Annotated in this window: 18 protein-coding genes; 11 read left to right on the forward strand and 7 right to left on the reverse strand. The window is 71.1% G+C overall.

Going from position 1 to position 19988, the window contains the following annotated elements:
* Nucleotides 1–12: 12 nt before the first annotated feature.
* The 6 genes from ACZZ9K_RS04625 to ACZZ9K_RS04650 all read left to right on the forward strand — a co-directional run bounded on the left by ACZZ9K_RS04625 (nucleotide 13) and on the right by ACZZ9K_RS04650 (nucleotide 6405).
* Complete coding sequence (locus tag ACZZ9K_RS04625) at nucleotides 13–912, forward strand: ABC transporter permease (protein ID WP_138803742.1); 900 nt, start codon at nucleotides 13–15, stop codon at nucleotides 910–912.
* 3 nt (nucleotides 913–915) lie between these two features.
* Complete coding sequence (locus tag ACZZ9K_RS04630) at nucleotides 916–2145, forward strand: ABC transporter ATP-binding protein (protein ID WP_463443430.1); 1230 nt, start codon at nucleotides 916–918, stop codon at nucleotides 2143–2145.
* Nucleotides 2064–3179 carry a glycosyltransferase family 2 protein gene (locus ACZZ9K_RS04635; RefSeq protein WP_463443431.1) on the forward strand — a complete coding sequence of 372 codons (1116 nt, stop codon included), beginning with the start codon at nucleotides 2064–2066 and terminating at the stop codon, nucleotides 3177–3179. Before ACZZ9K_RS04630 ends, ACZZ9K_RS04635 begins: the two co-directional genes overlap by 82 nt.
* 74 nt (nucleotides 3180–3253) lie before the next feature.
* A complete protein-coding gene (locus ACZZ9K_RS04640) occupies nucleotides 3254–4405 on the forward strand; it encodes a glycosyltransferase family 4 protein (protein WP_463443432.1) in 1152 nt (383 codons plus the stop codon).
* Nucleotides 4402–5256 carry a glycosyltransferase family 2 protein gene (locus ACZZ9K_RS04645; protein ID WP_463443433.1) on the forward strand — a complete coding sequence of 285 codons (855 nt, stop codon included), beginning with the start codon at nucleotides 4402–4404 and terminating at the stop codon, nucleotides 5254–5256. The genes ACZZ9K_RS04640 and ACZZ9K_RS04645 overlap by 4 nt, the downstream gene beginning before the upstream one ends.
* Nucleotides 5257–5325: 69 nt before the next feature.
* On the forward strand, nucleotides 5326–6405 hold the full coding sequence (locus tag ACZZ9K_RS04650; RefSeq protein ID WP_138803746.1) for a hypothetical protein: 1080 nt from the start codon (nucleotides 5326–5328) through the stop codon (nucleotides 6403–6405).
* Between the two features lie 31 nt (nucleotides 6406–6436).
* Here the strand turns inward: ACZZ9K_RS04650 and ACZZ9K_RS04655 are convergent, their stop codons facing one another.
* The 3 genes from ACZZ9K_RS04655 to ACZZ9K_RS04665 form a co-directional block, all read right to left on the reverse strand.
* Nucleotides 6437–8167 (reverse strand): glycosyltransferase family protein, encoded by a 1731-nt coding sequence (locus ACZZ9K_RS04655; RefSeq protein ID WP_143882756.1) that lies wholly within the window; start codon nucleotides 8165–8167, stop codon nucleotides 6437–6439.
* Between the two features lie 118 nt (nucleotides 8168–8285).
* On the reverse strand, nucleotides 8286–9149 hold the full coding sequence (gene rfbA / locus ACZZ9K_RS04660; protein WP_138803748.1) for a glucose-1-phosphate thymidylyltransferase RfbA: 864 nt from the start codon (nucleotides 9147–9149) through the stop codon (nucleotides 8286–8288).
* 11 nt (nucleotides 9150–9160) lie between these two features.
* Nucleotides 9161–9769, reverse strand: coding sequence for a dTDP-4-dehydrorhamnose 3,5-epimerase family protein (locus ACZZ9K_RS04665; protein WP_138803749.1), 609 nt, complete (start codon nucleotides 9767–9769; stop codon nucleotides 9161–9163).
* A gap of 129 nt (nucleotides 9770–9898) precedes the next feature.
* On the opposite strand from ACZZ9K_RS04665, the gene ACZZ9K_RS04670 reads away from it, so the two are divergent.
* The 5 genes from ACZZ9K_RS04670 to ACZZ9K_RS04690 all read left to right on the forward strand — a co-directional run bounded on the left by ACZZ9K_RS04670 (nucleotide 9899) and on the right by ACZZ9K_RS04690 (nucleotide 17002).
* On the forward strand, nucleotides 9899–10840 hold the full coding sequence (locus ACZZ9K_RS04670; protein ID WP_138803750.1) for a glycosyltransferase family 2 protein: 942 nt from the start codon (nucleotides 9899–9901) through the stop codon (nucleotides 10838–10840).
* Complete coding sequence (locus tag ACZZ9K_RS04675; protein WP_463443434.1) at nucleotides 10830–13823, forward strand: hypothetical protein; 2994 nt, start codon at nucleotides 10830–10832, stop codon at nucleotides 13821–13823. Before ACZZ9K_RS04670 ends, ACZZ9K_RS04675 begins: the two co-directional genes overlap by 11 nt.
* Entirely contained in the window at nucleotides 13820–14806 is a 987-nt protein-coding gene (gene rfbB, locus ACZZ9K_RS04680) for a dTDP-glucose 4,6-dehydratase (RefSeq protein WP_138803752.1), read from the forward strand. Before ACZZ9K_RS04675 ends, rfbB begins: the two co-directional genes overlap by 4 nt.
* An 11-nt stretch (nucleotides 14807–14817) precedes the next feature.
* Nucleotides 14818–15669: a dTDP-4-dehydrorhamnose reductase gene (gene rfbD / locus ACZZ9K_RS04685; protein WP_138803753.1), complete on the forward strand. Its 852-nt coding sequence runs from the start codon at nucleotides 14818–14820 to the stop codon at nucleotides 15667–15669.
* Nucleotides 15670–15859: 190 nt separating this feature from the next.
* Nucleotides 15860–17002 (forward strand): glycosyltransferase family 4 protein, encoded by a 1143-nt coding sequence (locus ACZZ9K_RS04690; protein ID WP_463443435.1) that lies wholly within the window; start codon nucleotides 15860–15862, stop codon nucleotides 17000–17002.
* Nucleotides 17003–17015: 13 nt separating this feature from the next.
* Here ACZZ9K_RS04690 and ACZZ9K_RS04695 read toward each other — a convergent pair whose 3' ends face one another.
* From ACZZ9K_RS04695 to ACZZ9K_RS04710, 4 genes are all read right to left on the reverse strand, one after another.
* Entirely contained in the window at nucleotides 17016–17783 is a 768-nt protein-coding gene (locus ACZZ9K_RS04695) for a glycoside hydrolase family 16 protein (RefSeq protein WP_138803755.1), read from the reverse strand.
* Between the two features lie 227 nt (nucleotides 17784–18010).
* Complete coding sequence (locus ACZZ9K_RS04700) at nucleotides 18011–18283, reverse strand: hypothetical protein (RefSeq protein WP_463443436.1); 273 nt, start codon at nucleotides 18281–18283, stop codon at nucleotides 18011–18013.
* Nucleotides 18284–18330: 47 nt separating this feature from the next.
* Complete coding sequence (gene purE / locus ACZZ9K_RS04705) at nucleotides 18331–18843, reverse strand: 5-(carboxyamino)imidazole ribonucleotide mutase (RefSeq protein ID WP_138803757.1); 513 nt, start codon at nucleotides 18841–18843, stop codon at nucleotides 18331–18333.
* 9 nt (nucleotides 18844–18852) lie between these two features.
* Nucleotides 18853–19968 (reverse strand): glycosyltransferase family protein, encoded by a 1116-nt coding sequence (locus tag ACZZ9K_RS04710; protein WP_463443437.1) that lies wholly within the window; start codon nucleotides 19966–19968, stop codon nucleotides 18853–18855.
* Nucleotides 19969–19988: the final 20 nt, after the last annotated feature.

Raw genomic sequence — 19988 nt, forward strand, 5'->3', positions numbered from 1 at the left:
ACGAAGAGACGTATGGTCGACCAAGCCCGCATGACGGCGCTCGCGAACGAGCCCCTCGTCGTGATCGGCGCTCCGACGAGCGCCTTCAAGGGCACCTGGAGAGAACTGCGCGACGTCTTCCGTCAGCGCGAGATGCTCGGGATGCTCATCCGCCGCGACCTGAAGGCGCGGTACAAGGACTCGGCACTCGGGTTCGTGTGGACGCTGGTGCGTCCGCTGACCCAGCTGATGATCTACTACTTCGTGATGGGCAAGATCCTCGGCTCGTCACGGGCGATCGACAACTTCGCGATCTACGTGTTCACGGGCCTGACCGCCTACACGCTGTTCAGCGAGATCGTCGCCGGCTCCACCGGGTCGATCGTCGGCAACAGCGGTCTGATCAAGAAGGTCTACGTGCCGCGCGAGGTCTTCCCCCTCGCGAGCGTGGGCGCCGCCCTGGTCAACTTCCTGATCCAGTTCGCGATCCTCATCGCCGCGACCGTGGTGCTCGGGGTCTTCCCGTGGCACGAGGGGTTGATCTACCTCATCCCGTCGCTCCTGGTGATCCTGGTCTACGGCGCGGCGATCGGCCTCGTGCTGTCGGCGCTCAACGTCTACCTGCGCGACGTGCAGTTCGTCATCGACGTCGGGCTCATGGTGCTCCTCTGGGCGTCACCGATCGTCTACTCGTACTCGATGGTCGTCGCCGAGCTGAAGGTGCAGTGGCTGTTGGCGATCTACACGAACAACCCGCTCACCCTGTCGGTGCTGGGTCTGCAGAACGCGATCTGGATCCACCCGACCCCCGTCGACTACCCACCGCACCTGATGATGCGGCTCGGGATCGCGCTCGTGATCGGGCTCTTCTGCCTGCTCGGGGCGCAGCGGGTCTTCTCCCGTCTGCAGGGCAACTTCGCGCAGGAGCTCTAGACCATGGCCATCAGCACCCCCGTCGCCCCGTCGACCTCCGACACCGTCGCCGAGCGCCCCGACGTCATCGTCATCGACCACGTCCGCAAGCGGTTCGTCGTCCGCAAGGACAACACCATCCGCGAGCGGATCGTCACCCTGGGCCGTGCCGGCCGGAAGCACCGGCAGGACTTCTGGGCGCTCGACGACGTCACCGTCTCGATCCAGGCCGGCACCACCGTCGGGCTGATCGGCCAGAACGGATCCGGCAAGTCGACCCTGCTCAAGGCGATCGGCGGCATCATCCAGCCGACGTCCGGCACGGTCGCGCGCCGCGGTCGTCTGGCGGCCCTGCTCGAGCTCGGCGCCGGGTTCCACCCGGACCTGTCCGGCCGCGAGAACGTCTTCCTCAACGCGAGCCTGCTCGGCCTGACGCGCAAGGAGACCGAGGAGCGCTTCGACGACATCCTCGCGTTCTCCGGGATCGGCGACTTCATCGACACCCAGGTGAAGTTCTACTCATCCGGCATGTACGTGCGGCTCGCCTTCGCGGTCGCCGTGCACACCGACCCCGACGTCCTGCTGGTCGACGAGGTGCTGGCCGTCGGTGACGAGGCGTTCCAGCGCAAGTGCCTCGACCGCATCCGCTCGTTCCAGGAGCAGGGCAAGACGATCATCATCGTCACGCACTCCCTCAGCCAGGTGCAGGAGATGTGCGACCGGGTCGTGCTCCTGAACAAGGGCAAGGTGCTGCACGACGGCGACCCGATCGGTGCGGTCAGTCTGTTCCGCGACGTCCTCGAGGAGCGCCGTGCCGGTGAGCTCAGCGCCGACGTGGCGGTCGGCCGCGGCACGGTCATCGGGGCCTCGGTGCACGCCGACGGCAAGGGTCAGCGCGACGGCGTCACGCCGGGCGACGACCTGCTGGTCGACATGGAGTTCGAGCACCTGGACGGCGTCGAGGACTGGGAGGCCGCGGTCCAGATCAACAACACGGCCGGACAGGTGGTGTACGGCACCACCACCGGCATCATGGGCATCCACCTCGACCCGCTGCACGGCCGCAAGAAGCTCCGCCTCCGGATCGCGGACACGAACTTCGGCACCGGCAAGTACTTCATCAACGTGTCGATGATGGACTCGGCCGGCCGGCACCTGCACGACCTGCCCGAGTGCGACTCGTTCGAGGTCCCCTCGTTCGGCGACGCGGTCGGCAGCGTGTACGCGAAGCCCTCCATCGAGGAGCTCGGCTGACGCCGGTCGACGACGCATCCCGCACCGCGGTCGTCGTCGTCAACTGGAACCGTGCTGACCTGACCACCACTGCTGTCCGCGCCGTGCTCGCCGAGGGTGCGGCCGACCAGGTGGTCGTCGTCGACAACGGGTCGTCGGACGACTCCGTCGCCGTGCTCCGCCGTGACCTGCCCGACGTCACCGTCATCGCGCGGGAGCACAACGGCGGGTTCGCGGCCGGCGCCAACACCGGCATCCGGCACGCGGACGCCGACGTCGTCGTCCTGCTCAACAACGACGCGGTCCCCGCGCCCGGCTTCGTCGCGGCGCTCCGCGACCACCTGGCGCAGGCGGGGCCGGAGGTCGCGGCGGTGACGGGCCGCATCGTGCTCGCCGGACGCTGGACGGGCCTCCCGAGCGGCGTGACGCCCGCACCCGACCAGCGCGTCCTGCAGGGCCACGACGGCCGTCCCTGGACGCCGTCGGCCGACGGCGAAGTCCGCCTCAACTCGACCGGCGTGCGCGTCGACCGCGACGGGAACGGCATGGACCGCGACTGGTTCGCGCCCGTCGACCGGGTCGCCGACGTCGACGTCTTCGGGTTCTCCGGCGGGGCCTCCGCCCTGCGGCGGAGCGCCCTCGACGACGTCGGCCTGCTCGACGAGTCGCTCTTCATGTACTACGAGGACACCGAGCTCGCCTGGCGGCTCCGCCGACGCGGCTGGCGTGTGGAACACGCTGCCGCCGCCGTCGTGGAGCACGACCACTCGGCGTCGTCCGGCGTGCAGAGCGACCTGTTCCTCTTCCGCAACGCGCGGAACCGGGTGGTCGTCGCGCTCTGGCACGCACCGTGGGCCACCGTCCTGCGGGCGAGCGCCCGGACCCTCTTCCGCGGCCTGCGTGGGCTGCTCTCCGCATCCACCCGTCGGGAGGCCCGGCTCGTCCTGGCAGCGTTCGCGGACGTCGTCGGGGCGCTCCCGTCGCACCTCGCGCGGCGGTTCCGCGAGTCGCGGCGCGCGTCCGTCCCTCGTCGCAGCGTGGACCCGGGCGCATGAGCGCGGAGGGCTATCCTGGTCACTCCCCCGCCGACGGACCCGACCGTGGCGCCCCCGTTCGGAAGGACCCACGCGTGCCGCAGCTCACCGTCCTCGTCGACGGGACCGCGGTACCGCGCGAACTCGGCGGTGTCGGCCGGTACGTCGAGGGCGTCGTGTCACACCTGACCGACCCGGCGCTCGACGTCCACCTGGTCGTCCGACCCGTGCACGCCGAGCACTTCCGCGCCGTGGCGCCGGACGCCACCGTGCACACCGCGCCGGCGTGGACCGACTCCGTGCCGCTGCGGTTCCTGTGGGAGCAGACCGGCCTGCCGGCACTCGGCCGCAGGATCGGCGCGCAGGTGCTGCACTCCCCGCACTACACGTTCCCGTTCGGCTGGCGCGGCGGCTCCGTCGTCACCCTGCACGACGCCACGTTCTTCTCGAACCCCGAGTGGCACTCGCGGCTGAAGCGCACGTTCTTCACCTGGTGGAGCCGGCGATCGCTGCGCACCCGCCCGGTCGTCGTCGTGCCGAGTGCGGCCACCGCGACCGAGGCCGCACGGGTCGTCAACGGGATCCGCGCCGACGTCCGGGTCGCACCGCTCGGCGTCGACCGTGCCGTGTTCCACGAGCCGTCGATCGCCGAGGTCGAGGACGCCCGGATCGCGGCGACCCTGCCCGAGGGTGCACCCTGGATCGCCTTCCTCGGCACGATCGAGCCCCGCAAGAACGTCACGGCGTTGTTGGATGCCTACGCCACCGTGCGGGCGTCGCGTGCGGCCGCCGGTTCGGAGACCCCGTGGCTGGTGCTCTCCGGGGCACGCGGGTGGGACGAGTCCGCGATCGCACGGCTCGACGCCCTGCAGCCCGACGACCACGTGATCGAGGCCGGCTACCTGCCCCTCGAGGACCTGTCCGGTTACCTCGGCGGTGCGGAGTTCGTCGTCTACCCGTCGCTCGGCGAGGGCTTCGGTCTGCCGGTGGTCGAGGCGATGGCCTCAGGCGCCTGCGTCCTGACCACCCGGCGGTTGTCGCTGCCCGAGGTCGGCGGCGATGCAGCGGTGTACACCGAGCCGTCCGCACCCGCACTGGCCGAGGCGATGGCCGCGCTGCTCGACGATCCCGCACTCGTGGCGTCGCACCGGGCGGCCGCGCTGGCGCGTGCCGACGTCTTCACCTGGCAGGCCACCGCGGCCGTGCACGTCGACGCGTACTCCGCCGTCGCCGGGGGTGCACGGTGATCCGGGTCGCGGTGCTCACGGTCACCTACAACACCGGCGAGACCATCCGGCCGTTCCTGGCGAGCGTCGCCGCTGCGTCGTCCGAGCCGGTCGCCGTCGTGATCGCGGACAACGGCTCGACCGACATCGACGCGCTGCGGGCGATCGGCGAGTCCTACGGTGCCGTCGTGGTGTCCTCCGGGGGCAACCGCGGCTACGGCGGGGGCATCGACGCCGCGCTGACGGCCCTCGACGACGTCCTGCCCGACGTCCGTCCCGAGTTCCTGCTCGTCACGAACCCCGACGTCGTCCTCGCACCGGGATCGATCGACGAACTCGTGCGCGCCGCCGACCGGCTGCCGACCGGCGGGTCGTTCGGGCCGCGGATCCTGGACGAGCAGGGCGAGACGTACCCGTCCGCACGCCAGCTGCCGTCGCTCCGGACCGGACTCGGCCACGCTGCGTTCTCGCGGTTCTGGCCGGCCAACCCGTGGAGCCAGCGGTACTGGTCCACGACGCAGGTCATCGAGCGTGAGGCCGGCTGGCTGTCCGGCGCGTGCTTCCTCATCCGCACCGACCTGTTCCGGCAGCTCGACGGGTTCGACGAGTCGTACTTCATGTACTTCGAGGACGTCGACCTGGGCCAGCGCGTTGGTCGCTCCGGGCGCGCGAACGTGTACGTGCCGACCGCCGTGGTCACCCACACCGGGGCGCACTCGACGTCGTCGAACCGTCGCCGGATGGAGATCGAGCACCACCGCAGCGCGTACCGGTTCCTCTCGCGGAAGTACCGGGCGTGGTGGCTCTGGCCGCTCCGTGCCGTCCTGCACGCGGGTCTGTCCGTCCGCGCCCGCTGGGTGACACGGAAGTGATCCCCGCGGTGTCGCCGAGGTGACCGCCGGACGCCCGTAAGATGAACGGGCCGTGAACGGAAGGACACCATGGCCCCGCACCGCGTGCGCTCCAGCAGCACACTGACCTACCGCTTCTACGGCATCCTCGACGTCGTCCTCCACTCGGAACACGCCGGCTGGCGTCGGTACTTCGACAACGAGTACGCCCGCATCTCGGACGACGGTACGACGACGACGGCATCGCTCCGCGTCGACGTGCACGTCACCAAGCGGCCGCCGAAGCCGGAGCCCGGCGACATCGTGCGCACCGATCGCTTCAAGGGCCTGTTCCGGTACTCCTACATCGTCCGGGGCATCGACACCGACCACGTCTCGATCTGGTTCCGCCACCACCCGGTCGACCGCGTCTACATGAACGCCATCGGTGTGTACCTGCAGGCGCAGGTGCTCGAGCCGATCGTCTACGCCAAGCTCCTCGAGGAAGACGTCCTGCTCCTGCACGCCGGCGGGGTCGCGTCGACCGAGAAGGGCTTCCTGCTGCCCGCGTACGGCGGCACCGGCAAGACGACGCTCTCGATGTCCCTGATGGCGGCGGGCTACAAGCTGCTCGGCGACGACCTGCTGTTCGTCGAGCTCGCCACCGGCCGCGTGCACCCGTACGCGCGCCCCCTGCACGTCTTCACGTACAACATCCGCAACCTGGTGAACGCGCGGATCCCCACGAAGTACCAGGTCGCCGTTTACACCAAGAACGTCCTGCGATGGGTGCTCGAGCGCGTGCTGCGCCGCGAGTTCCTCATCTCGACACGGATCCACGCGGACGAGCTCTACTCGGGTGACGTGTTCGCGCACGCCGTCCCGTACACGGCCATCGGGTTCCTCCGGAAGACCGGACCCGCCGTCGAGCAGGTACGGATCACCACGGAGAACGTCGACGACCTCGCCGACGCGATCGCTGCGTCCGAGGACCTGAACGACAGCATGCTCGCGATCCTCGGGGACGACGCCGGCCGTGCCGCGGCGTTCCTGGCGCTCGAGCACGACGTCATCGTCCGTCTGCTCGTGCAGTTCGACCGCCTGCTCTACGTGAACACCCGCGCGATGGACCTCGCACACCCCGACCAGCTGGTCGCCGAGCTCGAGCGCGGGTCGTTGGCGAAGGCGTGAGCCGCGCCTGATCCGGAGCGCCGTCGGACGATCAGACCGCGCCCCGGAGCCTCCGGGAACCGACCCGTGCGGCGTCGAGCAGCACGCGTGCCCGGGCGTCGAACGAGTGCTCGGCTGCGATGCCGGCGGCGATGCGGGCTCGCTCGGCGGCCGACGGCCACCCACGGTCCGGGGCGAGCAGGGCGGCCAGGTCGCCGCGGTCCCGCGCGACCGCGAGCGTCGGCACGTCGAGGACGTCGGCGATCCCCTCCACCGGATCGGTGACCACGACCCCGCCCGCGGCGAGGACGTCGAACACGCGGTTGGACACGAACCCGCCGGCCGCCATGTCGTCCCAGTGGTCGTTCAGGACCACCTTCGCCGAGGCGTACGCGGTCGCCACCTCGGAGCGCGTCAGTGAGGGTTCCCCGAGTGAACCGGCCGGCACCAGAGCGTCCCACCCGGGGCCGTGCACGCGGAGGTCCGCACCGATCGCGACGGCGTCCGCCACGAGGGGCCGGACCACACCGCGGGTCGACCCGACGAACACGACGCGGCCGGCGTCCGGACCGTGCGCCGGGACCGGTCGGAACACGGCTGGGTCGGTCGCCTGCAGCAACGGGGTGACCGGCAGCCCCGCGCGCGCGGAGGCCGCCGCCGCCCACGCGGGGCCGGCCGCGAAGACACGGTCGAACGACCGGAGCTCGGTGTCCGACACGTCGTCGGGGTGGCTGATCACCCAGAGCAGGTTGACCGACGCGGGGTTCGGCGGCACGCGGTCGAGACCACGGATCACCAGGGTCACGTCGTCGGCCGCGTCGTCGTCCCGCACGTGCGCGTCACGTCGGTCGATCCGGACGCGCTGTCCCAGCCGTTCGAGCGCGCCCGCCAGCTCGGCCGCGAAGTACACGTCGCCCCAGCCATCGCCCCCGGGTCCGGCCGGCGCGGCGATCTTCAGCGACCAGAGGAGAGACTCGGTGCCACCGGTCGACTGCGTGGCCGGCGACACGGGGCGTGCCCCCCACGGCGGCAGCGGTGGGCCCGCCACGACGCTCCCTGCCTCGGGCGCGCGGTCGCGCCAGGTGCTGAACGCGTCGACGGTCGCGGCGTCGACCGTGCGACCCGGTTCCACGGAGCGGCTCGCCGCCGTGACCACGCGCACCGGCCCGCCGTGCACGTCCGCGACCGCGCGGGTCCAGGCGGTCAGCGTCATGCGTTCGTCCGGGAGGCACGGCGCCGGAACCAGGGCTGCCCCCGGTACCGAGAGCACCGGCTGGTCGAGCGCGAACACGGTGCCCACGTCGGGCACGGCGTCGGCGTCGACCTCGGCCTCGGCCTCGGCGCCGGTCCGGTCGTCCGACCACGGCAGCGCGCCCGGGCGGAGGAGCCGAGCGCCGGACCGGACGGTGCCGTCCGGCAGCCGGACCCGTGCGCCGGCGGCGGACCCCGCGTCCGCGAGCGCCCGGAGCGCGACGGCCCCGATGGTCACGGACGTGTCGACGAGCACGAGGGTGCGGCCGACCCCGGCGGCGACCCCGGCGTTGACCGCCGACCCGATCCCGTCGAGCGGGTCCGTGCCCAGCCACGGCAGTCCCGGGCCGAAGGGATCACGCGGCGAGGCGTCGGCGACGTAGCTCACCGCACGGACGTCGACAGCGGGGCCGAAGGCCTCGCGGACGACCGCGACGAGTCGCCCGACCTCGCCGTGCCGGTCCGAGCGCGTCGTGACGAGGACCGTGACGTCGTCGTCGAGCTGCGGCAGAGGCTCGTGGAGACCGGTCACCCGGACGACGGGAGCCGTCGTCGCGGGAGTGGGAGGAGCCTCCTGGTCGGGGCGGACGGTCGCCGTCGTCCAGCGACGACGGCGACCGAACCAACCAGGACCGGCGGTCACGCGCGGGTCAGGAGCCGAGCAGACGCTGGAGGTAGACGCCGTAGCCGCCCTTGACGAGCGGCGCGGCCAGCTCGGCGAGCTGCGCGTCGTCGATCCACCCGTTGCGCCAGGCGATCTCCTCGATGCAGCCGATCTTGAAGCCCTGGCGGTCCTCGATGACCTTGACGTACTCGGACGCCTGCATCATCGACTCGAACGTGCCGGTGTCGAGCCACGCCGTCCCGCGGTCGAGGACCTGGACGCCGAGCTCGCCGGCCTCGAGGTAGCGCTCGTTGACCGTGGAGATCTCGAGCTCGCCGCGGGCGCTCGGCTCGATCGTCTTGGCGATCTCGATGACCTTGTTGTCGTAGAAGTACAGACCGGGGACCGCGTAGTTCGACTTCGGCTCGGCCGGCTTCTCCTCGATGGAGACGGCGGTGAAGTCGTCGTCGAACTCCACGACGCCGTACGCCTTCGGGTCGGCCACGTGGTACGCGAAGATCGTCGCACCGTCGACCTCGGTGTTCTTCCGCAGGTTCGTGCCGAGGCCGGTGCCGTGGAAGATGTTGTCGCCGAGGACCAGCGCCACGCTGTCGTCGCCGATGAAGTCCTCGCCGATGACGAAGGCCTGCGCGAGTCCGTCCGGGCTCGGCTGCACCGCGTACTGGATGTCCATGCCGAGTGCCGAGCCGTCGCCGAGCAGGGCCTTGAACTGCTCGTTGTACTCCGGCGTCGTGATGACCAGCACCTCGCGGATGCCCGACATCATCAGCGTCGACAGGGGGTAGTAGACCATCGGCTTGTCGTAGATCGGCATCAGCTGCTTGCTGATGCCCTTGGTGATCGGCCAGAGACGGGTGCCGGAACCCCCGGCGAGGATGATGCCCTTCACGGTGCTCCCCTTTACTTCTTCGTGCGGAGGGACTCGGTGTAGGCCACCGCTTCCTCGTAGGTCGGCAGGAGGCCCGCGGCGGCGGCTTCCTCCAGCGTCGGTGCGGTGGTGTCCTTCTCGGACAGCACGGGCTCGCCGATGCCGTCCGGCAGCGTCAGCCCGACGGTGGGGTCGAGGATCGTGATCCCCTTCTCACGCTCGGGGTCGTAGTGCGCGCTGACCAGGTAGTTCACGGTCGACCGGTCCTCGAGCGCGACGATCGCGTGGCCGAGGCCCTCGGACAGGTACACGGCCTTGCGGTCGACGTCGTCGATGCGGACCGAGTCCCACTGCCCGAAGGTCGGCGAGCCCACGCGGATGTCGACGATGTAGTCGATGAAGGCGCCGCGGACGGCGGTCACGTACTTCGCCTGGCTCGGGGCGACGAGGGCGTAGTGGATCCCCCGGGCGACGCCGGCCGACGAGATCGACATGTTCACCTGGCGGAGGTCCAGCGGGTGGCCGACCGTCTCTTCGAGGACGTCGGCGCGGTACGCCTCGAGGAAGGCTCCTCGTGCGTCGCCGTGCTGGACGGGCGTGAACTCCCACGCGCCGGGGATCTTGAGTTCGCGGATCTGCACTGCTGCACCCTACCAAGCCGTCCGGACCGTCACCGGCGGCAGGCCGGACCTGCACCGATCCCCGTGGTCGCATAGGCTGTCCTGGCCTCGCGCACCTGCCGGAACCCAGAAACGAGACACTGCGTACCCGTGAAGCTCTTCATCCAGATCCCCTGCCTCAACGAGGAGAACACCCTCGCGAGCGTCCTCGACTCCATCCCACGGCAGATCGACGGCATCGACGAGATCGAGGTCCTCGTCATCAACGACGGCAGCACGGACCGCACCGTCGAGGTGGCGAAGGAGCACGGTGTGCGGCACTTCGTGCACCACACCACGAACATGGGCCTCGCCCGGTCGTTCCGTGACGGGGTGGACTACGCGTTGCTCCACGGCGCCGACATCGTCGTGAACACCGACGGCGACAACCAGTACCCGCAGGCGCAGATCGCCGAGCTCGTGCAGCCGATCCTCCGCCAGGAAGCCGAGATCGTCATCGGCGACCGCCAGACGCGCACGATCGAACACTTCTCCGGGTTCAAGAAGCTGATGCAGCGCTTCGGCTCCTGGGTGGCGTCGCGCGCAGCCGGACTCGACCTGCCCGACGCGGCGAGCGGCTTCCGTGCGTACTCGAAGTACTCGCTCATCCGTCTGAACATCGTGACGCGCTTCAGCTACTGCATGGAGACCATCGTGCAGGCCGGCTACAAGCGCCTGGCGATCGCCTCGATCCCGATCACGACGAACCCGAAGACCCGCGAGTCGCGGTTGTTCAGCAACATCTGGCAGCACATGTTCCAGTCCGGGTCGGCCATCGCCCGCGTGTACCTGATGTACCGCCCGATGGCGCTGTTCGCCTGGGTCGCCGCGATCCTCGGGGCGCTCGGCGCGTGGCCGCTCGTCCGCTACCTGGTGCTCCTGGCCATGCACACGGGCGGGAACCACCTGCAGTCGATCATCCTCGGCGTGGTCCTGCTCATCACCGCCCTGTTGGCGGTCGTCATCGGCGTCGTCGCCGACCTGACGCGGCTGAACCGCACCCTGGCCGAGGAACAGCTCGACCTGCAGAAGCTGCAGCGGTATGGCGACTGAGCGCGTGGTGGACCGCCTCGACCGAGGGACCCGCTTCGCGCTCTGGCTCCGCCGCCCCCAGGGATGGGTGGAGATCGTCGCCTGGGCCGCACTCGTGGCGTTCGTGGTGTTCACGATCGGCCCCGCGCTCATCGGCCACGGCACCTTCCTGAACACCGGTCTGCTGAACCGGTACACGCCGTGGGGTGAGTCCTTCGAGACGACCGCGGGTTCGACCAACATCCTGACGAGCGACACCCTGGACAGCGTGTTCCCGCAGACCACGCTGCTGGTGCGGAGCGCACACGAGGGCGTGTTCGCCGCGTGGAACCCGTTCGTCGCCGGTGGCGTCGAACTCGGCGGGGTGCCGAACTCCGGCGCGTGGTCACCGCTGTCGCTGCCGTGGTGGATCCTGCCGTTCAGCTACGCGCCGGGCGCCGTGAAGCTGCTCGAGATCGTCGCCGTCACCGTCGGCATGTCACTCCTGCTGCGCCGCTGGGGCATCCCGCGCGCCGCCTGGCCGATCGCCTCGCTGGTCTTCGCCTCGTCGGGCTTCATGGTGGCCTGGTCGAACTGGCCGCAGACCCGCGTCGCAGCCTTCATCCCCCTGCTCTTCTGGGCCATCGACCGTGCCGCCGTCGAGCTCCGTGCGCGTGACGTCATCAGCGTCGGAGCCGTCGTCGCCTCGATGCTGCTCGGCGGCTTCCCCGCCGTGGTCGGTTACGGCCTGTTCGTCGGCGGGATCTTCTTCCTCGCCCGCACGATCGTCGCGCACCGTGCACTGCGGGGCGTGGTCCTCAGCGGACTGATCGCCGTGGGGGGCATCGTCTTCGGCCTGCTGCTCTCCGCGTGGCAACTCGTGCCCTTCGCGATCAGCGCCTCGAACGTCGTCGACTTCGGCGGTCGCGGACAGCACGGCGGCAGCGGACTCGGGTCGCGCCCGATGGTCACCTCGTGGATCCCCGACGTCTCGTTCCTCGGCAGCTCCGGTGCCGCGTGGAGCAACCGCAACCCGGTCGAGGAGTACTCCTACATCGGGATCGCCGCGGTCGTGCTCATCGCCGCCGCGGTGCTCATCCGTCCGGCCACGAACCGGCTGTCAGCCGACCGCGGCGTGCTCGAGCGCCGTCGCACCCGTGGCGTCCTGACGATCGTCGCCGCGATGCTGGCCTTCAGCGTCGTCCTGGTGTTCCTCGGCGGCCCGATCCTCGCCGCGGCCCGGGAACTGCCCGTCTTCGACAGCAACCCGATCGGTCGTGCCCGGGTGGTCGTCGGGTTCTTCGCGGCGGCGCTCGCCGGCATCGGCTTCGGCCGGGTCGTCGAGCCGGAGAACCTGCGTGACGAACTCGCCCGCTTCCGTGCCGCGAGCCCGCTCCGCCGGACCGGGCGGATCGCCGCGATCGTCCTCGTCGTGCTCTTCACGCTGTCCATCGGGCTGCAGACGATGCTCGCGCTCGAGGCGGTCCCGACCGAGTACGTCCACCAGACCAAGGTCGAGGCCCTGACGGTCGGCATCATCGGCGCCGCCGTGGGTGTCGCCGTCCTGCTCGCCTGGTTCCTCCGGTCGCGCGTGGTCCACGTCCTCGTGGCCGTGGCGATCGCCGCGATGGTCGTCGTCCCGGCGATCTCGGCCACGCAGAAGTGGTGGCCGATCGCGTCGCTGTCGACGTTCTACCCGACGACGCCGGCGATCGAGTACCTGCAGCAGCACGTCTCCGACCAGGAGCGCTACGCGACCACGGGCAGTGCCACGCTGCCCGGCTCGGCGACGTACTACGGGGTCCGCTCGGTCACGGGGCACGCGTTCCAGACCCGGGAGTGGAAGCAGCTCATGCGGTCGCTCGACCCCGACACGTACCCGACCGCCACGTACCTGAGCTTCTCGCCCAACCTGATCCCGTCACTCGTCGAGTCGACGATCCTCGACCGCGTCGCGACGAAGTACCTCGTCGCCGACCCCTCGGCACCGCTCGCCGGGACGGCCGAGGACGGCGCCGCACAGACGAAGTGGTCCGACCTCACGGCGGACAACCCGTCGGTCGACTCGGCCTCGAACACCGGCCCGCTCAACGGCATCACGATCACCGGTCCCCCGGCCCTGACGACGTCGGACGGCGGCATGACCCTGACCGTCGCGGTGATCGCCGACGGCACCGGCAAGACGCTCGCGAAGACCGAGAGCTGGGTGCCGGCGCTCGGCGGCGGACGCAACATCGCCCTGCCCGGCTCGGACATCCCCGCCGACACGTCGTGGCACGTCCGGATCACGATCACGGGGCAGTCGAAGCTCGTGCCGATCGGCACCGACGACGACGGCCACGCAGTGATGAGCATCACCCGACCGGTCTCCGGCGACGGCGTGTCCGTGGTGCACACGGGTGACGCCACGGTCTACGAGCGTGACTCGGCGCTCGACCGGGTGCGCTGGGCGTCCGACCAGCAGGTCGTGACGACGGCCGCCGAGCGGATCAGCACGCTCGCGGACCCGTCGCTGCCCGACGACACGGTCGTCCTGAACCGCACGCCCGACCACACGGCCGCCGGCGGCGACGCCACCGTGGACCTGCGGGACGGCGACACGAACGAGACCGTGGCGGACGTCGACGCGTCCGCGGGTGGCTGGCTCGTCGTGGCCGACTCGGTGCTGCGCCCCGGATGGAGCGCCACGGTGGACGGCGAGCCCAGCGACCTGGTCACGGCGGACAACGCCGGTGGCGCGGTGTGGGTGCCGAAGGGCGAGCACACCGTTCGCCTGCACTACTCGGTCCCGGGCGCAGCGCCCGGTGGCCTCGTCACCGGCGGAGCGGTCCTGGTGGCCCTCGCGGCCTCGGTGCTCGTGTCCGTGACCGTCCGCCGACGGCGCCGCGCGGCAGATGCCGGCGACGACCCGCGGACCGGTCCCGACGGCCACGAGACGGACGAACCCGGCGACCGCCCGGCCGACACCCTAGAATCAGCAGTCGATCCAACGCCAACGGCAACGCAAAGGAACCAGACCACGTGAAGATCCTCGTCACCGGCGGAGCCGGATTCATCGGCTCGAACTTCGTCCGTCGCACCCTGCAGGACGCCTACCCCGGCCTGGAGGGCGCCGAGGTCGTCGTCTACGACGCCCTGACCTACTCCGGCAACGAGGCGAACCTCGCCCCGGTGGCGGACTCCCCGCGCTACACGTTCGTGCACGGCGACATCCGCGACGCCGCGAAGCTCGACGAGGTCGTCCCGACGGTCGACGCGATCGTGCACTTCGCCGCCGAGTCCCACGTCGACCGATCGGTCCGTGACTCCGGCATCTTCGTCGAGACCAACGTCGTGGGCACCCAGCGCCTGCTCGACGCCGCCCTCCGCCACGGCACCGAGCGCTTCGTGCACGTCTCCACCGACGAGGTCTACGGCTCCATCAGCGAGGGCTCGTGGGACGAGGAGCGCCCGCTCGAGCCGAACTCGCCGTACTCGGCGTCGAAGGCCGGCAGCGACCTGCTCGCGCGCAGCTACCACCGCACGCACGGGCTGAACCTGTCGATCACGCGCTGCTCGAACAACTACGGGCCGTACCACTTCCCCGAGAAGGTCATCCCGCTGTTCGTCACCAACCTGATCGACGACCAGCACGTCCCGCTGTACGGCGAGGGCAACAACATCCGCGACTGGCTGCACGTCGACGACCACACCCGCGGCATCGCGATGGTCCTGACCCGCGGCCGCGCCGGCGAGATCTACAACATCGGTGGCGGCACCGAGCTGACCAACAAGGAGCTCACGCAGCTGCTGCTCGACGCGACCGGCAAGGACTGGTCGTACGTCGACCGCGTCGCCGACCGCCTCGGCCACGACCTGCGCTACTCGGTCGACATCTCGAAGATCCAGGCGGAGCTCGGCTACGAGCCGCTCGTGCCGTTCGAGCAGGGCCTGGCCGACGTCGTGCAGTGGTACCGCGACAACCGCGCCTGGTGGGAGCCGCTCAAGCAGCGTGCGGCCCTGAGCTGAACCGGCACACCGTGACCAGGTACCTCATCACCGGCGCCGCCGGCATGCTCGGCCAGGACCTCCAGGCCGCTCTCGCCGGCCGCGACGTCACCGCGCTGTCGCGGGCGGACCTCGACATCACCGACCCGGCAGCGGTGGACGCCGCCGTCGCCGGGCACGACGTCGTGATCAACTCGGCCGCCTACACGAAGGTCGACGACGCGGAAGACCACGAGGACGACGCGTACGCCGTCAACGCGACGGGGCCGAAGCTCCTCGCCGAGGCTGCGGTCCGCCACGGCGCGAAGCTCGTCACCGTGTCGACGGACTACGTCTTCGACGGCAACGGCACCGCGCCCTACGCCGAGGACGCCCCGACCGACCCGATCAACGCCTATGGCCGCACGAAGGCCGCCGGCGAGGCGTTCGTCCGTGCGATCGCCCCGGACTCCTCGTACGTCGTCCGCACCGCGTGGATCTACGGCGCGCACGGGCCGAACTTCGCCGCGACGATGCTCCGGCTCGCCGGGTCGCACGACACCGTCAGCGTCGTCACCGACCAGGTCGGCCAGCCGACCTGGACGGGGGACCTCGCCGCCCGGATCGTCGAGCTCGTCGACGGGGACGCCCCCGCGGGCACCTACCACGGCACGAACGCCGGCCAGGGTTCCTGGTTCGACTTCACGCAGGCCATCTACCGCGAACTCGGGCTCGACCCGGAGCGTGTGCTGCCCACGGACAGCGCCGCGTTCGTCCGACCGGCTCCGCGTCCGGCCTACAGCGTGCTCGGGCACGACGGCTGGTCGCGCGCCGGACTCGCGCCGATGCGCGACTGGCGCGACGCGTTGCACGCTGCCGTCGCGGCGGGTGCGTTGACCGCGTAGACACGGCTCTCGACCCGGAGGCGCGGGTCGGGTCCGCGACGTCGCGGACCCGACCCGCGCCTCCTGTCCGACCACCGACCGCGCCCAGGAGGCGCCGGGACCACCCTGGTAGTGTCGGGCAGCCGAGCGCGGGGCCGGCCCTCGGCCCCCTGACCACGGGTCCACGAACCACGACGAGGAGCACAGCACCATGACCACCCTCCACGTCATCGTCGACCAGATCGTCGCGCCCGTACCGGGCGGCATCGGGCGCTACGCCGAGGAGCTCACGCGCCACCTCGTCGAGCACGCGCCGAGCGGCTGCGAGGTCGCTGGTGTGGTATCGGCCGTCGGGTCTGACGAGATGGCGCACCTGCGGACACTCCTGCCCGGGCTGTCCGACCTGCAGCGACTGCCGCTGCCGCGTCGTGAGCTGTCGCTCGCCTGGCAGGGCGGTTTCGTGGGCGGGATCGCGAAGGGCATGGTGCACGCGCCGAGCGTGCTCGCACCACTGGTCAAGCACGACCGCTTCCAGGACCCGGGACGCCAGACCGTGGTGACCGTCCACGACGTGGTGCCCTGGACCAACCCCGAGACGCTGACGCCGCGCGGCGTCCACTTCCACAAGGCCATGGTGAAGCGGGCCTGGAAGCACGCCGACGCCGTCGTGGTGCCGACCCACGCCGTGGCGGGTGCGCTGAACGAGATCCACCGGTTCGACGACCGGCTCCGCGTCATCGGCGGCGCTCCGAGCGGACGCCTTCGACTCCCCGTCGACGCGGATCTGCGCGCCGAGCGCCTCGGCCTGCCCGACCACTACGTCCTCGCGGTCGGCACGCTCGAGCCGCGCAAGGCCCTGGCGTCGCTGATCGAGGCGATGGCCCACCCGGATGCCCCGACCGACATCCCCCTCGTCATCTCCGGCCCCGACGGCTGGGGCGACGTGGACGTGTACGGCACCGCGGAACGCGCGGGCCTGTCACGCGACCGGGTGAAGGTCCTCGGCCGCATCGACGACGCTGACCTCGCGGTGGTCTACGATCGCGCGACGGTGTTCGTGTTCCCCAGCCTCGCCGAGGGGTTCGGCCTGCCCGTGATCGAGGCGATGAGCTTCGGCACCCCCGTGATCCACTCCGACGACCCCGCTGTCGCCGAGGTCGCGTCGGACGCCGGCGTCACCGTCGCCCGGTCACCGCGGGAGTCCTACCCCGCGCGGCTGGCGCAGGCGGTCTACCAGGTCGTGAACGACCCGCACCTGGCCAGTCAGCTCGCCGTGGCGGGGCCGGACCGCGCACGCATGTACGACTGGTCCGACTCCGCCGCGGAGACCTGGCAGCTGCACGCCGATCTCTGACCCTCGGTCCGCCTCAGGGCTTGTACGCGTACGTGCAGACCCAGTCGATGTACAGGTGGCCGGTGGCGCCCCAGTTGCCCACCTGGAACATGTAGCGGTGCGGCGTCTTCGGCACGTGCGAGGTGACCTTCTTGATCACCTTGCCGTCGAGGCGGTAGCTGACGGACTTCCCGGGCACCCAGTCGATCGAGTACGTGTGCCACGAACGCCAGGAGACACCGGTGCTCATGCTCACCGCGTTCGCCTCCTGTCCCGGGGTCATCAGGTGGTGGTGCAGCATCGGCTGCTGATCGAAGTTCGCCTCGGGGTAGTCGATCTCGCCGTCGGACCACTTGTCCGACGACGGCCAGAGCATGACGGCCGCACCGTTGCCGGCACCGCCCGTGGCCTTGGCCCGCATGATGAACTTCCCGCCCTTGTGCCCCCAGGCGCCGGTCGGCGTCCCGAACGTGCCGGCGGCACCGTGCTTGCCGTCGAGCTTGACGTCCAGGTACCCGTCGTGCGAGCTGATCTGGGAGCCCGAGTAGTACATGCCCCCGGTGCCGTCCGGGTACGGCTGCCACGACTGCGCGTAGGTCTTGGCGAAGGCCCCGCCAGCGGCGGCCGGGGTGCTGAACTGTTCGCGGTACGTCATCTTGAAGACGCCGTTGTCGGCAGTCGGGGCCGACGTGGCGGACGCGGCGGTCGCCGGGACGAGCGGTCCGGCGACGAGTGCTGATCCGAGGAGCACGACGGCGAGTGCGGCCCTCCTGGTGGCGCGTTTCTGCATGAGCTCGGTCACTCCCTGACGTGACTGTTCGCACCCGTTCCCGTGGGTACCGGGCGGCCGGATCTCGGCTACCCGGCGTTCACGGTAGTTGCTGTCCACAATCTGCGCCGGGGGGTTGACACTCCAGCGCACCCCCAGTAAAAGGGGCTTGCGCGAGGATCAGCCGTCGGGCAAGAAGCCCTGGTCAGTGCGCGTGGCGTGGGTCCGGGGCGGCTGCACGCGGACGTCTCGTCGCCGGGTCAGAGCCGTGCGCGACGACGCCGAGCCACCACCGCGACCACGACGGCAGCCACCGCGGCGACGACGGCGACCACGGCCGCAGCCTCGGCGACGTGCACCGACGTGCGCATCGACTCGTACTGCACCGCCGTCGAGACGAAGCCCCACTCAGCGGGGCCGAACCAGCCGGACACCGGGTTCAGCGGACCGGCCGCGACCAGGCTGTACCCGCACACCACCGCAGCTGCCACGGCGATCACCGAGAGGACGAGGACGGGGACGACGCGGCGCATCTCGTCACCGTAGCGTGCCTCCGGACGCCGCACCGCCGGCACACTCGTCAGAGCGAGTCGCGGAGACGCGTCGCCTTCTCCTCGACCAGGCGCTCGAGCCCGTCGGCGTACTCGGTCAGGCGAGCGGCGACCGCCGGCTCCGAGGAACCGATGATGCGCGCGGCGAGCAGACCGGCGTTCGCTGCACCGTTGATCGCCATCGTCGCGACCGGGATCCCCGCCGGCATCTGCACGATCGAGAGCAGTGAGTCGAGACCGTCGAGGCGTGCGAGCTGGACCGGGACACCGATCACCGGCAGGGTCGTCATCGAGGCCACCATGCCCGGCAGGTGCGCTGCCCCGCCGGCCCCGGCGATGACGACCCGGATGCCACGTGCGGCGGCACCGCGCGCGAAGCGGGTCATCTTGTCCGGGGTGCGGTGCGCCGACACGACGTCCGCCTCGAACGGGATCGCGAGTTCGGTGAGGATGTCCGCCGCGGCCCGCATCGTCGGCCAGTCGGAGTCCGACCCCATGATGATCGAGACGAGCGGCTGTGTGCGTGCGGCGGTGTCGGTCACGCGACGAGCCTAGCCGAGCAGGACCCGCCGCCAGCGGTCGCCGTCGCGGCCGATCGTCCGCTCCGCCGCGACCCAGCGCGCCGCGCGCTCGTCCGCCCGACCACGTTCGACCGCGGTCCGGACGGCATCCCGCCACGCTCGGACGTCGTCCGGCACGGCCACGGCGCCGTGGGCCCGTGCGACGGCGTAGGACGGACGGTCGGAGACCACCGCCGGCAGTCCGAGCGCGGTGTACTCCAGGAACTTCAGGTCGCTCTTGGCGCGGTTGAACTCGTCGTCGCGGAGCGGTGCGACACCCGCGCGCCAGCGCTCCCGGTGCGACACGAGCCAGCGGGAGAACGCGGGGTAGTGCCCGTCGGGGACCTCGACTCGGCGGAACCAGTCGGCGCCGCCCGCTTCGGTGACACCGATCACCTCGAGCCGGATCGGGGTGCCGTCGCCGGTGGTGAGGTCGGCGAAGACGTCCCGCAGGAGCTCGAGGTCGGCGGCGTGGGTGAGCGTGCCCATGTACAGCACCCGGTGCTCCCCCGCGGGCCGTTCGTCGTCGTCCTCGGTCGGGCCGGCGGTCCAGAGACCCGGGTCGAGCGCGTTCGGCACGACGACGACGTCCCGCGCCACCGGACGGACCACGTCGGCGAGTTCGGGCGTGCTCACGACGACGGTGTCGGCACCACGCACCAGAGCGTCGATCGAGGCGAGCCGGTCCGGGTCGTACTCGGCGCGGGCGAGGCGCGCGCGACCGGACTCGGTGAAGAAGTCGTCGTCGACCTCGGCCACGACACGGATGCCCCGGGCTCCGGCAGCCGCCAGGAAGGGCTGCACGCCGCCCCGGGGCAGGATGTCCCGCTGCACCAGGAGCGCCGCGTAGGGCGTCGTGTCGGAACCGTCGACGAACGCCGCCGGGTCCACCTGGCGCACCTCGGCGGTGCCGCTCGCCGCAAGGTGCTCGGTGCGGCGGACGACGCGGACGTGCGCCGAGGCGGGGTGTGCGCCCCCACCACCGGCGACGACGTACCCGAGGACGGGCAGGGGCACCTGCTGCGGCGGGTGCACCGGCTGCGGGGGCGCGCCGACGACGACGCGGCGCAGGCGTCGGGCGGCCCGGCGGACGAGATCACGCGGCATGCGCCCATCCTCTCGCACCT

The organism is Curtobacterium sp. AC268, from assembly GCF_979258745.1.

Bases quoted from the DNA above. Each gene is read 5' to 3' on its own strand.
- ACZZ9K_RS04625 (WP_138803742.1), top strand. From the start codon at position 13: ATGGTCGACCAAGCCCGCATGACGGCGCTCGCGAACGAGCCCCTCGTC.
- ACZZ9K_RS04630 (WP_463443430.1), top strand. From the start codon at position 916: ATGGCCATCAGCACCCCCGTCGCCCCGTCGACCTCCGACACCGTCGCC.
- ACZZ9K_RS04650 (WP_138803746.1), top strand. From the start codon at position 5,326: ATGGCCCCGCACCGCGTGCGCTCCAGCAGCACACTGACCTACCGCTTC.
- ACZZ9K_RS04675 (WP_463443434.1), top strand. From the start codon at position 10,830: ATGGCGACTGAGCGCGTGGTGGACCGCCTCGACCGAGGGACCCGCTTC.
- ACZZ9K_RS04690 (WP_463443435.1), top strand. From the start codon at position 15,860: ATGACCACCCTCCACGTCATCGTCGACCAGATCGTCGCGCCCGTACCG.
- ACZZ9K_RS04700 (WP_463443436.1), bottom strand. From the start codon at position 18,283: ATGCGCCGCGTCGTCCCCGTCCTCGTCCTCTCGGTGATCGCCGTGGCA.
- ACZZ9K_RS04710 (WP_463443437.1), bottom strand. From the start codon at position 19,968: ATGCCGCGTGATCTCGTCCGCCGGGCCGCCCGACGCCTGCGCCGCGTC.